General features: G+C 74.3%; 17 protein-coding genes. 9 read left to right on the forward strand and 8 right to left on the reverse strand.

Annotation, left to right across the window (positions count from 1 at the left end; all coding sequences use genetic code 11):
• The first annotated feature begins 12 nt into the window (after positions 1 to 12).
• The 6 genes from ACIGHB_RS19830 to ACIGHB_RS19855 all read left to right on the forward strand — a co-directional run bounded on the left by ACIGHB_RS19830 (position 13) and on the right by ACIGHB_RS19855 (position 5,741).
• Positions 13 to 1,038 carry an amidohydrolase family protein gene (locus tag ACIGHB_RS19830; RefSeq protein WP_399914660.1) on the forward strand — a complete coding sequence of 342 codons (1,026 nt, stop codon included), beginning with the start codon at positions 13 to 15 and terminating at the stop codon, positions 1,036 to 1,038.
• A gap of 22 nt (positions 1,039 to 1,060) precedes the next feature.
• Positions 1,061 to 1,750 (forward strand): 4-carboxy-4-hydroxy-2-oxoadipate aldolase/oxaloacetate decarboxylase, encoded by a 690-nt coding sequence (gene ligK, locus ACIGHB_RS19835; RefSeq protein ID WP_399914661.1) that lies wholly within the window; start codon positions 1,061 to 1,063, stop codon positions 1,748 to 1,750.
• 9 nt (positions 1,751 to 1,759) lie between these two features.
• Positions 1,760 to 2,680: an amidohydrolase family protein gene (locus ACIGHB_RS19840; protein ID WP_399914663.1), complete on the forward strand. Its 921-nt coding sequence runs from the start codon at positions 1,760 to 1,762 to the stop codon at positions 2,678 to 2,680.
• A 26-nt stretch (positions 2,681 to 2,706) separates the two neighbouring features.
• Positions 2,707 to 4,011, forward strand: a complete 1,305-nt coding sequence (gene ligA, locus ACIGHB_RS19845; RefSeq protein WP_399914665.1) for a protocatechuate 4,5-dioxygenase subunit alpha — start codon at positions 2,707 to 2,709, stop codon at positions 4,009 to 4,011.
• 1 nt (position 4,012) lies between these two features.
• A complete protein-coding gene (locus ACIGHB_RS19850) occupies positions 4,013 to 4,987 on the forward strand; it encodes a Gfo/Idh/MocA family oxidoreductase (RefSeq protein ID WP_399914667.1) in 975 nt (324 codons plus the stop codon).
• Between the two features lie 118 nt (positions 4,988 to 5,105).
• Positions 5,106 to 5,741, forward strand: a complete 636-nt coding sequence (locus ACIGHB_RS19855) for a hypothetical protein (RefSeq protein ID WP_399914669.1) — start codon at positions 5,106 to 5,108, stop codon at positions 5,739 to 5,741.
• A 62-nt stretch (positions 5,742 to 5,803) separates the two neighbouring features.
• On the opposite strand, the gene ACIGHB_RS19860 is transcribed toward ACIGHB_RS19855, so the two are convergent.
• The 3 genes from ACIGHB_RS19860 to ACIGHB_RS19870 form a co-directional block, all read right to left on the reverse strand.
• Positions 5,804 to 6,121: an SH3 domain-containing protein gene (locus tag ACIGHB_RS19860; RefSeq protein ID WP_360317202.1), complete on the reverse strand. Its 318-nt coding sequence runs from the start codon at positions 6,119 to 6,121 to the stop codon at positions 5,804 to 5,806.
• Between the two features lie 85 nt (positions 6,122 to 6,206).
• Positions 6,207 to 6,875 carry an aspartate/glutamate racemase family protein gene (locus tag ACIGHB_RS19865; protein WP_399914671.1) on the reverse strand — a complete coding sequence of 223 codons (669 nt, stop codon included), beginning with the start codon at positions 6,873 to 6,875 and terminating at the stop codon, positions 6,207 to 6,209.
• A gap of 116 nt (positions 6,876 to 6,991) precedes the next feature.
• Positions 6,992 to 7,645, reverse strand: coding sequence for an ankyrin repeat domain-containing protein (locus ACIGHB_RS19870; protein WP_399914673.1), 654 nt, complete (start codon positions 7,643 to 7,645; stop codon positions 6,992 to 6,994).
• Positions 7,646 to 7,745: 100 nt separating this feature from the next.
• Between ACIGHB_RS19870 and ACIGHB_RS19875 the strand changes: the two genes are divergently transcribed.
• Positions 7,746 to 8,624 (forward strand): maleylpyruvate isomerase N-terminal domain-containing protein, encoded by an 879-nt coding sequence (locus ACIGHB_RS19875; protein ID WP_399914675.1) that lies wholly within the window; start codon positions 7,746 to 7,748, stop codon positions 8,622 to 8,624.
• 27 nt (positions 8,625 to 8,651) lie between these two features.
• Here ACIGHB_RS19875 and thpR read toward each other — a convergent pair whose 3' ends face one another.
• Both thpR and ACIGHB_RS19885 read right to left on the reverse strand, forming a co-directional pair.
• A complete protein-coding gene (gene thpR / locus ACIGHB_RS19880) occupies positions 8,652 to 9,236 on the reverse strand; it encodes an RNA 2',3'-cyclic phosphodiesterase (RefSeq protein WP_399914677.1) in 585 nt (194 codons plus the stop codon).
• A 286-nt stretch (positions 9,237 to 9,522) separates the two neighbouring features.
• Positions 9,523 to 10,575, reverse strand: a complete 1,053-nt coding sequence (locus ACIGHB_RS19885; protein WP_399914679.1) for a hypothetical protein — start codon at positions 10,573 to 10,575, stop codon at positions 9,523 to 9,525.
• Between the two features lie 136 nt (positions 10,576 to 10,711).
• Between ACIGHB_RS19885 and ACIGHB_RS19890 the strand changes: the two genes are divergently transcribed.
• Positions 10,712 to 11,083: a PadR family transcriptional regulator gene (locus tag ACIGHB_RS19890; RefSeq protein ID WP_399914681.1), complete on the forward strand. Its 372-nt coding sequence runs from the start codon at positions 10,712 to 10,714 to the stop codon at positions 11,081 to 11,083.
• Complete coding sequence (locus ACIGHB_RS19895; protein ID WP_399914683.1) at positions 11,080 to 11,649, forward strand: HAAS signaling domain-containing protein; 570 nt, start codon at positions 11,080 to 11,082, stop codon at positions 11,647 to 11,649. The genes ACIGHB_RS19890 and ACIGHB_RS19895 overlap by 4 nt, the downstream gene beginning before the upstream one ends.
• A 15-nt stretch (positions 11,650 to 11,664) precedes the next feature.
• On the opposite strand, the gene ACIGHB_RS19900 is transcribed toward ACIGHB_RS19895, so the two are convergent.
• The 3 genes from ACIGHB_RS19900 to ACIGHB_RS19910 all read right to left on the reverse strand — a co-directional run bounded on the left by ACIGHB_RS19900 (position 11,665) and on the right by ACIGHB_RS19910 (position 14,508).
• Positions 11,665 to 11,838 carry a hypothetical protein gene (locus tag ACIGHB_RS19900; protein ID WP_360320288.1) on the reverse strand — a complete coding sequence of 58 codons (174 nt, stop codon included), beginning with the start codon at positions 11,836 to 11,838 and terminating at the stop codon, positions 11,665 to 11,667.
• Positions 11,839 to 11,856: 18 nt separating this feature from the next.
• Positions 11,857 to 13,329: a GH1 family beta-glucosidase gene (locus ACIGHB_RS19905; protein WP_399914685.1), complete on the reverse strand. Its 1,473-nt coding sequence runs from the start codon at positions 13,327 to 13,329 to the stop codon at positions 11,857 to 11,859.
• Positions 13,330 to 13,416: 87 nt separating this feature from the next.
• Positions 13,417 to 14,508, reverse strand: coding sequence for a DUF1996 domain-containing protein (locus ACIGHB_RS19910; RefSeq protein ID WP_399914687.1), 1,092 nt, complete (start codon positions 14,506 to 14,508; stop codon positions 13,417 to 13,419).
• Positions 14,509 to 14,539: the final 31 nt, after the last annotated feature.

Below are 14,539 nucleotides of genomic sequence, written 5' to 3' on the forward strand. Positions count from 1 at the left end.
CGAGGCTTCCCCATGATCATCGACTGTCACGGTCACTTCACCACCGCGCCGCCGCAGCTGGCGGAGTGGCGCGACCGGCAGATCGCGGCGGCCGAGGGCCGCGGCCCCGCCCCGGACCCCGGCGAGCTGCACATCACCGACGACGACCTGCGGGCCGCGATCGAGGCCAACCAGTTGCGGCTGATGGACGAGCGCGGCACCGACCTCACGGTCTTCTCGCCGCGTGCCAGCTTCATGGCCCACCACATCGGCGACTTCGCCGTCTCCTCGCGGTGGGCGCGGATCTGCAACGACCTGGTCCACCGGGTCGCCGGCCTCTACCCCGGCCGCTTCGCCGTGGGCGCGATGCTGCCGCAGTCCCCCGGCGTCGACCCCGCCACCTGCCTGCCCGAGCTGACCCGCGCGGTCGAGGAGCTGGGCGCGGTCACGGTGAACCTCAACCCCGACCCGTCGGGCGGCCGCTGGACGGCGCCGCCGCTGACCGACCGGAGCTGGTACCCGCTGTACGAGGCGCTGGTCGCGTACGACGTCCCGGCGATGATCCACGTCAGCACCTCGTGCAATCCGGCGTTCCACACCACCGGCGCGCACTATCTCAACGCCGACACCACGGCGTTCATGCAGCTCGTGCAGGGCGATCTGTTCGCCGACTTCCCCGCGCTGCGGTTCGTCGTCCCGCACGGCGGCGGCGCCGTCCCGTACCACTGGGGGCGCTTCCGGGGCCTGGCCATGGCGCTCGGCAGGCCGGACCCGGAGGCGCTGCTCGACAACGTCTTCTTCGACACCTGCGTCTACCACCAGCCCGGCATCGACCTGCTGACCCGGGTGGTCCCCAGCCGGTCCGTCCTCTTCGCCAGCGAGATGATCGGCGCGGTCCGCGACCTCGACCCGCGCACCGGCCACCACTTCGACGACACGAAGCGGTACGTGGACGCCACCCCGCACCTGTCGGACGAGGAGCGCGCCGCCGTGTACGCCGGCAACGCCCTGCGCGTCTACCCCCGACTCGCCGCCCGCCTCGCCGCGGCCGGCCGCTGACTCCCAGGACGGAGAAGGACCCATGGAACACACCGAGATCGGCGTCGTCCGCACCCGGATCGACCGGGCCGACCCGGAAGCCGTCGCCGCGCTGTCCTCGTTCGGCGTCGCCACCGTCCACGAGGCGATGGGCCGGACCGGGCTGATGCGCCCCTACCTGCGCCCCGTCTACCCGGGGGCCCGGATGTGCGGCACGGCCGTGACCGTGCTGCTCCAGCCCGGCGACAACTGGATGCTGCACGTCGCCGCCGAGCAGATCAGGGACGGGGACGTCGTCGTCGCCGCCTGTACGACGGAGAGCGAGGACGGCTTCTTCGGCGAGCTGCTCGCCACCTCCTTCCGGGCGCGCGGCTGCGCCGGCCTGGTCATCGACGGCGGCGTCCGCGACGTCGCCGACCTGGAGGGGATGGACTTCCCCGTCTTCTCCCGCGCGGTGCACGCCAAGGGCACGGTGAAGGCCACCCTCGGCTCGGTCAACGTGCCCGTGGTCTGCGGCAACGCCCTCGTACGCCCCGGGGACGTCGTCGTCGCGGACGCGGACGGCGTCGTCGTGGTGCCGCGCGAGCGGGCCGCCGAGGTGGCCGCCGCCTCGGCCGCCCGCGAGGCGAAGGAGGAGGGCAAGCGCGCCCAGTTCCGGGCGGGCCGGCTCGGCCTCGACCTGTACGGCATGCGCGGCCCGCTGGCCGAGCTCGGACTGCGGTACGAGGACTGAGGAGCACGCATGACCACGGAGTTCGTCAAGACCCCCGGCTGGCTGGACTGGTACGCCGGTCCGACCCGGCCCGCGTACCGGCTCCCCGAGGGCGCCGTCGACGCGCACTGCCACGTCTTCGGCCCCGGGGCCGCTTTCCCGTACGCCCCCGAGCGCAAGTACACCCCGTGCGACGCCTCCAAGGAGGAGTTGTCCGCGCTCCGCGACCGCCTCGGCTTCGCCCGCAACGTCATCGTGCAGGCGACCTGCCACGGCGCCGACAACCGTGCGATGGTCGACGCCCTGCGGGCCTCCGGCGGGCGGGCCAGGGGCGTGGCGACGCTGCGGCCCGGCGTGACCGACGCCGAGGTGCGGGAGCTGCACGAGGCCGGGGTCCGGGGCGTGCGGTTCAACTTCGTCAGACGGCTGGTGGACGCGGCGCCGCGGCGGGACCTCCTGGACGTCGTCGAGCGGATCGCGCCGTACGGCTGGCACGTCGTCGTCTACTTCGAGGCGGCCGACCTGCCGGACCTGCGGGACTTCCTCCTGTCGATCCCGGTGCCCCTGGTCGTCGACCACATGGGCCGTCCCGACGTCTCCAAGGATCCGGACGGGCCGGACTTCGAGGCGTTCCTGGACTTCCTGCGGGCCCGCACCGACATCTGGTGCAAGGTGACCTGTCCGGAGCGGCTGACGGTGAGCGGCCCGCCCGCCCTGGACGGGGAGCGGGAGGCGTACCGCGACGTCGTGCCGTTCGCCCGGCGGGTCGTCGAGGAGTTCCCCGACCGGGTGCTGTGGGGCACCGACTGGCCGCATCCCAACCTCACCGACCACATGCCCGACGACGGCCTCCTCGTCGACTTCGTCCCGCACATCGCACCGACGCCGGAGCTCCGGCACAGGCTCCTGGTGGACAACCCGACGCGCCTGTACTGGCCCGAGGCCGACTGACCCCCTCCCTCGATTGGAGTTCCGGCATGGCGCTGGACAAGACCTACAAACTGGTTCCGGGGACGACGATCTTCGACGCCGAGCAGTCGGCCAAGGGCTACCACCTCAACCAGTTCTGCATGTCCCTGATGACGGCGGAGAACCGTGCCGCCTACCTCGCCGACGAGCGCGCCTACCTGGACGCGTGGCCGCTGCGCGAGGAGCAGAAGCGGGCCCTGCTCGACCGCGACCTGAACGCGGCGATGCGCGAGGGCGGCAACATCTACTTCCTCGCCAAGTGGGGCGCCACGCTCGGGTTCTCCTTCCAGCAGATGGCGGGCTCGATGACCGGCATGACCGAGGAGGAGTACCGCGCCATGATGGCGGGCGGCGGCCGGCCGGTGGACGGCAACCGGATCGACCACGCGGTGCTCGAAGCCGCGCACGCCCCGGCCGCGCCGGCCGAGCACGCCACGATCACCGGCGCCGTCTTCACCTCGCACGTCCCGGCGATCGGCGCGGCGATGGACCACGGCAGGACCGAGGAGCCCTACTGGCGGCCGGTCTTCGAGGGGTACGAGTTCTCCAGGGCGTGGGCGCGGGAGAACGTCCCCGACGTGGTCTTCCTGGTCTACAACGACCACGCCAGCGCCTTCGACCAGTCGGTGATCCCGACCTTCGTGCTCGGCACCGGCGCCGTCTTCCCCGTCGCCGACGAGGGGTACGGGCCCCGCCCGGTGCCGCCCGTCGAGGGCGACCCCGAGCTGGCCGCGCACCTCGCCCATTCCCTCATCCGGGACGACTTCGATCTCACCCTCGTCAACGAGATGACCGTCGACCACGGGCTGACCGTCCCGCTGTCGCTGATGTTCGGCGACGTCGAGACGTGGCCGTGCAAGGTCATTCCGTTCCATGTGAACGTGGTGCAGTACCCGGTGCCCTCCGGGGCCCGCTGCTTCGCGCTCGGCCGGGCCCTTCGCAGGGCGATCGAGTCGTACGACCGGCCGCTCACCGTGCAGGTGTGGGGCACCGGCGGCATGAGCCACCAGCTCCAGGGCCCGCGCGCCGGCCTGATCAACCGGGAGTGGGACAACGCCTTCCTCGACCGGCTGGTCGAGGACCCGGCCGGCCTGGCCGGGGTGCCGCACCTGGAGTACGTCGAGGAGGCCGGCTCCGAGGGCATAGAGCTGGTCATGTGGCTGATCGCCCGCGGGGCGATGAGCGACGTCGACGACGCGGGCGAGGTCGACGTCCAGCACCGCTTCTACCATGTGCCGGCGTCCAACACGGCCGTCGGACACCTGATCCTGGAAAACCGTCCCCGGGCCGAAGAGCCCGCCGTGAAGGAGTGACATGACTGACGACCGGACCCTGCGGATCGCCCTGGCCGGCGGCGGCGCCTTCGGCGCCAAGCACGCGGCGGCACTTCGGCGGATCGAGGGCGTCGAGGTGGCCGCCGTCGTGAGCAGCGGCCTCGAACGGGCGCGGAAGTTCGCCGCGGAGCACGGCGTGGGCCGCGCCGCCGCGACGCTGGACGAGGTGCTGGCGATGGACGACATCGACGCCGTCGTCCTCGCCACCCCCACCCAGCTGCACGCCTCCCAGACGCTGGCGTGCCTCGAAGCCGGCAAGCACGTGCAGGTCGAGATCCCGCTCGCCGACTCGCTCGGCGACGCCGAGGCGTGCGTGGCGGCGCAGGAGCGCACCGGGCTGGTCGCGATGGCGGGTCACACCCGCCGCTTCAACCCCAGCCACCAGTGGGTGCGCCGGCGGATCGAGGCGGGCGAGTTCGGCATCCAGCAGATGGACGTGCAGACGTACTTCTTCCGCCGGAAGAACCTCAACGCGCTCGGGGAGCCGCGCTCCTGGACCGACCACCTGCTGTGGCACCACGCCGCGCACACCGTCGACCTGTTCGCCTACCAGACGGGGTCGCCGATCGTGCAGGCCCACGCGGTGCAGGGCCCGGTCCACCCCGAGCTCGGCATCGCGATGGACATGTCGATCCAGCTGCGGGCGGCGAACGGCGCCATCTGCACGCTGTCGCTGTCGTTCAACAACGACGGCCCGCTGGGCACGTTCTTCCGCTACATCGGCGACACCGGCACGTACCTCGCCCGCTACGACGACCTGTTCACCGGCAGGGACGAGCCGATCGACGTGAGCGGTGTCGACGTGTCGATGGACGGCATCGAGCTCCAGGACCGGGAGTTCGTGGCGGCGATCCGCGAGGGCCGGGAGCCGAACTCCTCGGTGGCCCAGGTGCTGGCCTGCTACCGGACGCTCGCGGCGCTGGAGGAGCAGCTCGCCGCCGCCCCGTTCGCGTGAGCGCGCCGGGACGGGCCGCCGGCGGTTCGCTCAAGATCCGCTCAAGTCTCTTGCGGGGGGCGGTTGGTGGCGGGCAGGGTCGGTAGCGCCATCGACCATGGCGCTACGGGGGAACACCATGATGAAGCACACGAAGGGCTGGGCGACGGCGTGCGTCGTCGCCGGGCTGCTCGCGACCACGGCCGCCTGCTCGTCCGACGACCAGGCCCGTCCCGACCCGACGGCGACGCCCACGGCGGAGTGCGCCACCGGCACGTACGCGTGGTCCGACGTCGTACGGCGGGACGTCCTGACGGGCGTCGCCGAGAAGCAGACGTTCGGCAAGAACGGCGGAATGCTCACCCAGCCGTTGCGGCGGCTCCAGACCCCTCGCACCGAGGCGACGACGGAGACGGGCCCGAAGGTCGACCCGGTGACCGCGCTGCGTTCGCTGGGCGCCCACATCGGCGGCGCCGGCAAGGACTCCGCCTTCTCCGAGGCGGGCCGGCCCGCACCGCGCGTCGACGGCAACACCACCAACAGCTCGGGGCCGGGCACCCTGGTGACGTACGCCTACGTGGAGGAGGTCACGGCCGCCTTCCGCCGCACCTGCGCCGGCGGCGAGCCCTCGACGGGCCGCGCCACCAGCTGGACCGTCGAGGGTTCGGGCGTCCTCGACTGCGGCCAGCCGCAGACCGCCTTCGACGACAGCGAGCCGGCCCGGGAAGCCGCTCTGCTCTCCTGCGCCCCCGGCGCCCCGGCCACCAAGGACTGAGGGTCGTTCCGCGTGTCGCGCGGTGACTCCGGCCGGGCCGGGCAGCGGGGCCAGGACGGTCTCTAGCCGTCCGCCCGCGCGCAGCGGAGCGGCTCGACGTCGCGCTTCGGGGCCCAGCCCTCCGTACCGGCGGGAAGGCCCTCTCGCGCGCGGTCGTCGAGACGCACCCGGTACCAGTCGCCGGACTCCCGCAGGACCGTGACGTCGTCGCCGGCGCGCAGCACGCCCGGGGAGGAGCGCGTCGCAGCGGGGCCGGTACGGAGGTGGAGCGTGCCGGCGGCCTCGTAGCCGCACGGGTCGAACCCTCCGGGGGCGGCGGGGGCGCGGGTGACCGCCGCCAGGAACACGGCCGTGAGGACCACGCCGAGCATCGACGTCATGCGCATGCCCCCGCAACGGCCCTCCCCCGGCGGGGTCACGGGCGCGGCCCGCATCTCACCCCCACGGGCGACACCCCGGCCCGGGTCACGTCAGCAGACGGCGGACCTCCCGGGCCGCGGCCGGAACGGGGCCGATGACCGGGACCGGGAAGCGGTGCCGGAGGGCCTCGGCGGCTTCGCCCAGGGGGCCGCCGCCGATGACGACCGCCTCCGCGCCGTCCTCCCGTACGCAGCGGTCGACGGCCTCGGCCAGACGCTCCGTCATCTCGGCGGGCGTCGCGGCCAGTCGGCGGGGGTCACCGGCGGTGAGGCGGAGGCCGGTGTACCGGGCGGACCGGCCGAGGCGTGCGACGCGGGCGTCGATCGCGGCGGCGAGTCCCGGGGTGGTGGTGGCGATGCCGAAGCGGCGGCCGTCCGCGCCGGCCTCGCGCAGGGCGGCCTCGGCGATGCCGACGACGGGGACGGAGGCGCGGGCGCGGAGGTCCTCGACGCCCGGATCACCGAAGGCGCTGACGACGAACGCGGCCACGCGGTCGCCGCCGGTTCCCGCGAGGAGGCGGTCCGCCGCGTCGAGGACGTGGCCCGCCGCCGCACGCAGGGCCTCCTCGTCGACGAGCATCGGCGGTCCCGCGGCGACGGTGACGCCCCGGACGTCATGCCCGTCCTCGGGACGCAGGGTACGGCGGGCGATGGCGGCCATCATCGCGGTGGTGGCCTCGTCGGTGTTGGGGTTGATCCAGGCCACGAACGTCACACGCCGAGTCTACAAACCCGCCCGTCCGGCCCCACCCTCCACTGACCACGGCCGGCGGACGGCCGGCGCGGGGCCCGAAGCCGGCCGAGGAGGGCCGCCCGTCCGGGGAACCGGGGTCAGCGGACGAGCGGCGGCGTCCCCTGGGCGGCGGCTGCTGCCGCCAGCGCGGCGACGATCTCCTTGAAGTCGGCGAGCTTCTCCGGTTGACGCCGGGCCCCCCACCACACGGCCCGGTCGCGGGCCCGGAGGGTCGGGGTGGCTCCACGGGCGAGGAGGTGGCGGACGACCTCGGGGCGGGGCATGCCGGCCGCCCATTCGAGCGGGGTCATGCCATGCCGCCCTTCCTCGATGTCCGCCCCGAACTCCAGGAGCAGGTCCACCAGGGCGCAAGGATCGCCGTGGGTGGCGGTGGCGGCGTGGACGAGGGGCACCCAGCCGAACCGGGTCTGGGGGCCCGTGGGCGCGCCGGCGACGAGCAGGAGCCGCACCACCTCGCTGTGTCCCCAGCCCAACGCCGCGGTGAGCGGGGTCTGGTCGCCGCCGTACTCCCCGATGAGCTGCGCCGGATCCGCGCCGGCCCGGAGGAGCAGGTCGACCACAGGGGCGTGGCCAGGGCGCACGGCCGCCTCCAGCGGCGTCTCGTGGCCGCCGCCCTGGTCGTCGGGCGCGGCGCCCGCGCGCAGGAGCCGTTCCGTCGTCGCCGCGTCACCGTCGCGCGCGGCGGCGACCAGGCGGTCCGCGGCGTGCGCCGGTCCGTTCCGTTCTTCCATGCGGACCATCGTGCCCGAGGGGGAGGTCGTGTCCGGCCCCTGTCGCCAGATGCTACTGGGCGGTAATGTGCGGGCCCGTCCACAGTCTTGGGGGAAGCGCATGGGTGCAGTCACGGCTTTCGATCCGGTGGCCGAGCATGAGCGGACGCGGGTCCTGCTGGAGGCCGCGATCGGGCGGCTGGTCGAACTGGTCGGCGGGATCGGCGACCTGGAGGTCCCGTCCGGGGTGCCGGTGTGGTCCGTCGGGGACGTCGGGGCGCATCTCGCCGCCGTGTACCTCGCGTACGGGACGGCCGTCCCCGGCGAACGGCACGGCGGGGCCGCCGGGCGCATCGACTGGGACGCCCTGCCGGCCGTCAGGGAGGGGACGTTCGGCGCTCGCATCGCCGCCGTGAACGCGCTGTCCGTCGGGCTCGTCGCCGGGGCGGAGCGGAAGCGGCTGGGCGTGATCCTCGCCGAGCGGGGCGCGGCCTTCCTGCGGGACTCGGCGGGACTCGCGCCCGACACGCCCGTGCCCGCGCCCTGGTACGGGCCCGGGCGGACCGTCCCGCTCGCGGCGGCGACCGGTCTGATGCTCAGCGAGACCCTGGTGCACGGGCTCGACATGGCGCGCGGCATCCGCCGGCCGTGGGCCCTCGCGCCCGAGGAGGCGTCCCTGGTGATCGGGCAGGCGATGGTGACGATGATGCCGCTCGCCCTCGAAGCCGAGCGGGCGAAGGGGGTACGGATCGCCTTCGACCTGGCACTCAAGGGCGGTCCGCGGCTCGCCGTCGTGGTGGAGGACGGCGCCGCGACCGTGACCCGCGATCCGGCGCCGCGCCCGTACGACTGCCGGATCACGGCGGACCCCGTGGCGTTCCTGCTCGTCTCCTTCGGCCGCGTGCCGGTCTGGAAGGCGGTCGCCCTGGGCCGGATGCGCGCCGGCGGCCGCAGGCCGTGGCTGGCCACCCGCCTGAACCGCCTGATCACGGCGCCTTGATCACGGCGCCTCGATCACGGCACCCGCTCAGGCCCCGCCCGCGAACCGCCACGATTCCATGTCCCGGTAGCGGGCCGGGGCCGGACCCCGGGCGTAGTCGCTGCCGACGAGGTGCAGCCGGGCGGTCGGCCAGGCACGCCCGGCGAAGCCGTCGAGCACGCCGGCCGCGTCCGGAACGCTGGTGAGGTCCCCGCGCCGGGCCCGGGCCAGGGTCAGGTGCGGGCGCAGCGGGCGCCCCTCGTAGGGGATGCCGGTCTCCTTCACCAGGGTGCGGACGTCGTCGGCGAGCCGGTGGAGACCGGGGACGTCGCCGGCGATGCCGCTCCACAGCACCCGGGAGTCGAAGTGCCCGCCGCCTTCGAGGGACAGGTCGAGGGGGCGGCGCGCGGCGGCGAGCTCCGCGAGGGGGTCGCGCAGCAGGGGCACGGTGGCCGTGGGCAGCTCGCCGAGGAAGGCGAGCGTGATGTGCCAGTCCTCGATGCGGTTCCAGCGCATGCCGGGGTGGGCCGCGTAGGCGGGTGCCAGGGCGCGCGCGAGTTCGTCCTTGGCGTCGTCGGGCGGCGCCAGGGCGATGAAGACGCGGATGGTGGCGGGCTGGATCGAGTCGTTCACACGTCGATTCGTACCGTGCCGCCCCCGGAGCCGTGCGGGCGGGTCCCGGTAGGCGGTGAGTACGGGGCTGGTGCGGGGCCGGTACGGGCCGGTACGGGTACGCGGGATGGTGCCGGTCGGCGTACGGGCTGGTGCGGAGCCTGCGCCGGGACGGTACGGAGCCGGGGACGGGGCGACCCCCGGGTCCGGGGCGGTACGGAGCCGGCACCCGACCCCGTACCGTCCCCGTACCAGCCTCGTACCGCCCCCGCCCCGCCCCCCCGTACCGGCAGTCAGCCCCTGCGGTTCACCAGTCGCCGTCCGCGATCGGCGTGCCGGGCGGGGGCGGCGGCGGGCCGAGCGGCTTGATCTGGGACGGGGAGGGCGGCGTCCACGGGTCGAGGTCGTCGCCCAGCCACTCGCCGACGGGCTTCACGTCGGCGAGGGTGCCGGAGGGTGCGAGGTCGGTGCCGTCGGTGTCGAAGTAGTCGTACCAGGGCAGGCCCGCGCGCGTGTAGGCGGCACGGTCGGCGGGCGACGGCGGGGGCTCCTCGCCGGTGATGCGGCGCCACTCGGGCGGGGTCACCAGGTGGACGAAGACGCGGGCCTCGGCGGTGTCGGACCAGTCGCGGGCCGGCCGGTCGTCCTGGTACACCTCCTGCCGCATGGAGCCGCCCGCGCCGATGCCCATCGCGGCCCCCGCCGGCGGCGCGCCCGCCGGCGCGGCCATGGGCATCGGCGGCGCGCCGCCGTAGCCGAACGACGGCGCGGGCGGCGGGCCCGCGGCCAGGCGCCTGGCCCGCTCCTCCGCCTGGCGCCGCTGCTCCTCGCGCCAGGCGGCGCGGGGCTTCGGGGCGAGCGGGAACGCCTGCAGCTGGAGGCCGCCGACGGTCTCCTCGCCGGTGACCTGGCCCTCGACGGTGGCGCCCATGCCGAGCGGGACGGCGACGAACTGGCGCACCGTGCCGTGGCCCGAGTTGATGCCGTCGAGCCACGGCTGGCGGGGCAGCACGACGTAGTTCTGCGGGCGCCGGGAGAGCCGCCCGGTCCACTTCTCGCCGGAGATCGCGCAGACCTTGCCGACGCCGACCTGGAGCGCGGTGGGCTCCGGGCTGCCGGCGAAGCTGAGCCACATCGCCTCGCGCAGGTAGACCGGGAGCATCACCCCACCCTTGGCGCGCCACTGCTCGGGCACGGTGTCGGGGTAGTCCTCGACCCGGCGCAGCGGGAACGTCCCGAGTCCCGGCGGCAGCCGGTGCGTACCCGTCTCGGGCAGCCGGAGCGTCCGGACGAACCGCACTCGTGCCCCGTCCCCCAGCACCAGACTGTCTCCGTCGATCCTCGCCTCGTTGGCGACCACCGCGTCTCCCCTCGTCCCGTCGTCTCCGTCCCCCGTTACACGTTCGGCCACGGCGGCCGGTTCCCGACCCGCCCCGTGCGCGCCGCCGGCGGGGCGCGACTTGTCGCGGACACCCGTCCGCACTATCTTGCATTGCATGGTTCCTGGTAACGCAAAGAACGAGGCGGGGGGCAGGGTCCCCAGCCAGCTCCGCAAGGGAGTGCTGGAGTACTGCGTCCTCGCGCTGCTCAGGGAGGAGCCGAAGTACGGCGTCGAACTCCTCGCCGAGCTCGCCGCGGTCAGCGTGATGACCACGAGCCAGGGCACCATCTATCCCCTCCTTTCGCGGCTGCGGCGGGAGGGGCTCGTCGACACGGAGCTGCGCGAGTCCCCGAGCGGGCCGCCGCGCCGCTACTACGCGCTCACGCCTCTCGGCCGGGCCGCGCTCGCCGAGTTCGCGGGGGCCTGGCCGGACTTCCGGAACGCCGTCGACCACTTCCTCAACGACCCGCAGGGGGACCCCGCATGAACGCCATCGACCACCCGCTCGTCGCGGCCTACCTCGACTCCGTGGCCCGCGAGACCGCCGCGCTCCCGGCCGACCGCCGGGCCGAACTCCTCGCGGACCTGCGCGAACACATCGAGGTGAGCGACGCCCGGGACGACGCCGGGATCCGCGCGGTCCTCGCCGAACTGGGCGACCCCCGCACCGTGGCCGCCTCCGCCCTCGCGGAGGAGGAGCCGCGCGCCACCGCCTCCCCCGCGCCGACGGGACCGCTCTCCGGCCGCCAGGCCGCCCGGCTCGTCGCGGTGCTGCCCGCGCTCGGCGGCCTGCTGGCCCTGGCCTCCCCGTTCGCGGGCACGCTGGTCCTGGCGATCGGTGTCGCGCTGCTGTGGAGGACCCCGCTGTGGGACGCCCGGCACAAGCGCATCGGCACGGCGACGGCCGTGGCCGTGCCGGCGCTGCTGCTCCTCGGCGGTCTGCTCCTCGCCGGCGGCCGGCTCGGCCCGGTGGAGGTGCTGCTGATCGGCGTCCTCGGCGTCGGCGTGCCGGCCTCGGGCGTCCTGGTCCTCCTCAGGGCGCTCCGCGACTGACGCGACGCCGGGCGGCTACTCCTCGCGGGCGAAGTCGGCCTCGGCGCGTTCCTCGTCGAGGGTGGACTGCGCGTGGGCGTAGAGGTCGTGGACGAACGCCCTGGCGTCGTCCTGGGAGATCCCGGGACCGAGGCGGAGCAGGCGTGCGGTCCAGCCGGCCAGCGGGTCGGTCTGCTCTTCGGCGGCCATGGCGTCTCCTTCGGTCCTTCACGGTGCGGCGCGCCCTCCCTCACCATCGTCCGCCGCGCCGGGGCCGCCCGCAATCGCCGGGTGCGGCTCGCGTCCGCGCACCCGGCGGGCCGTGTCGCGGAGCCAGCGGGCGCTGCGCTTGGGGGTGCGCGCCTGCGTGCCGTAGTCGACGTGGACGAGGCCGAAGCGGGCGGCGTAGCCGCAGGCCCACTCGAAGTTGTCGAGGAGCGACCAGGCGAGGTAGCCGCGGACGTCGGCGCCGGCCTCGCGGGCGCGGGCGACGGCCGCGAGGTGGGCGGAGAGATAGGCGGTGCGGTCCCGGTCGTCGACGTGTCCTGCGGCGTCCGGCTCGTCGTCGTACGCGGCGCCGTTCTCGGTGATCACCATGGGGGTGCCGGGGTAGTCGCGGGCGATGCGCAGCAGCAGGGCGGTGAGGTCGTGGGGCATGACCTCCCAGCCGAGGCCGGTGACCGGGAGGCCGCCGTGCGGGAGGCCGCGGGTGACGGGCCGGCCGAGGGGGTCGGTGGCGGCGCCGTTCTCGTCCGTGCCCGAACTGCGCATCGAGCGGTAGTAGTTGACGCCGAGGGTGTCGATGGGGGTGGCGATGGTGTCCAGGTCGCCGTCGCGGACCGGGATCTCGGTCCCCTGGGCGGCGAGGTCGCGGATCAGGTCCTCCGGGTAGGCGCCGCGCAGGATCGGGTCGAGGTAGAAGCGGAAGCCGAAGGCGTCGGCGCGGCGGGCGGCCTCGCGGTCGGCGGGGCTGTCGGTGGCGGGGGCGCTGGTGCCCAGGAGGTGGGTGACGGCGAGGTCGAGCGGACGCCGGGCGCCGTCGCGCAGGGCGCGGGCGGCGAGTCCGTGGGCGAGGTGGAGGTGGTGGACGGCGGCGACGCCGTCGGCGAGGGACCGTCCGCCGGGCGCGTGGATGCCCTCGACGTGGCCGAGGACCGCCGAGCAGAACGGCTCGTTGAGGGTGGTCCAGTGGGTGACGCGGTCGCCGAGCCGGTCGTGGACGAGCGCCGCGTAGTCGGCGAACCGGTGGGCGGTGTCCCGGGCGGGCCAGCCGCCGGCGTCCTGGAGCTCCTGCGGCAGGTCCCAGTGGTAGAGGGTGAGCCAGGGGGTGATGTCCCGGCCGAGGAGCTCGTCGACCAGCCGGTCGTAGAAGGCGAGGCCCTTCGGGTTGGCGGGGCCGCGTCCGCCGGGCTGGACGCGTGGCCAGGAGACGGAGAAGCGGTACGTGTCGAGGCCGAGCTCCGCCATGAGCGCGACGTCCTCGGGCATGCGGTGGTAGTGGTCGCAGGCGGTGTCACCGGTGTCGCCGTTGTCGACGGCTCCGGGCACGCGGCAGAAGGTGTCCCAGATGGAGGCGGTGCGGCCGTCCTCGGCGGCGGCCCCCTCGATCTGGTAGGCGGAGGTGGCGGCGCCGATGCGGAAGCCGGGCGGGAGCCGCGCGATCAGGGCGTCGTCGGCGGGGAAGCGGGCGTCGGCGGTCATGGGTGGGTGCTCTCCGGTGGAAGCGGTACGGGGGCGGGCCGGACGGCCGTGACGGGCGTCCGGCCCGCCCCCGTACGAAGGGACGGGTCAGGGCAGGCGGTGGTCGGCGTTCAGCACCGTGCCGCGCTCGGGGCGGTACAGGTCGAAGCCCCGGGTGTCGCACTGGAGACCGCCGTTGATGCACTGGTCGACCAGGGCCTTGAGGGTGCGCTCCTCCCACGCGTTGAAGAAGTCGTAGTGGAAGGAGTAGCCGCGGCCGCTGGCCAGGCGGACCTGGCTCATGTCGCCGTTGACCGGCCACGCCATCTTGAACTCGATCATCGGCAGGGCGACCGGGTGGGAGGCCGGGCACATGTTGTCGTTGGTGCCGGGCTTCACGACCGGGTAGGCCATGTGGCTCTTGTGGTCGGGGGTGTCGAGGTGCAGGCCGTTCCAGCAGCTGGGCGCCTGCATGCGCAGGTTGAGCTGGACGTCGGGCCGCTCCGGACAGTGCGCGGGGATGTCGGTGTTGAAGAAGCTGTCACCGCACTCCCAGCCCTCGACGAAGCCCTTGTGGCCGCGGAACTCCTGCTCGGTCTGGTTCGGGTTGCCGACGACGTACCGCAGTCCCTTGGGGAAGGGACGCACGCTGCGGTAGTCGGTGACGCCCGCCTTGTAGTAGATGACCTGCGGGCCCACCGGCAGGATCTTCTGGTCGCCCTTGAAGAGCGTGGGCATCCAGTAGGCGGAGGCGTCCGCGGGTGCCTTGCAGGTGGTGGTGCCGCCGTAGAGGGAGCCGGTGGTGCTGGCGGCGTCGGTGGAGGTGTTGCCCATGAACGTGTGGTCGTGGGACTTGCCGAACTGGCCCGGGTAGACGATCGGGTCGTCCGGGGCGGTGTGGGTGACGGCGCAGCCGGCCTGGAACTCGTGGTGGTAGGCCGGGGGCGGGGTGTCCGTGGACGGGGTGACGCCGGTGACCGGCGGGTTCGCGGGGATGTAGCCGTCTCCGTCGGCGTCGTCGCCCGACGCCTGGGTGGAGGCGGCCATCCGGTGGCCTTCGTGGTGGGCGGCCGCGGCGACGGCGGGCGGGACGCCCTGCTCCGGGTCGGTGGCCTGGGCCATCGTGCCGATGCCGAGGGCGCCGGCGATGAGGGCCGTACTGACGAGAAGTACCGAGAGCCGCTTCGGACTCGATCTCATGGGGATCTCCTCAGTGAGGGGGAGGGGGTGG

The organism is Streptomyces sp. NPDC085460, assembly GCF_044541975.1.
In the GTDB taxonomy this organism is placed as follows: Bacteria; Actinomycetota; Actinomycetes; order Streptomycetales; family Streptomycetaceae; genus Streptomyces.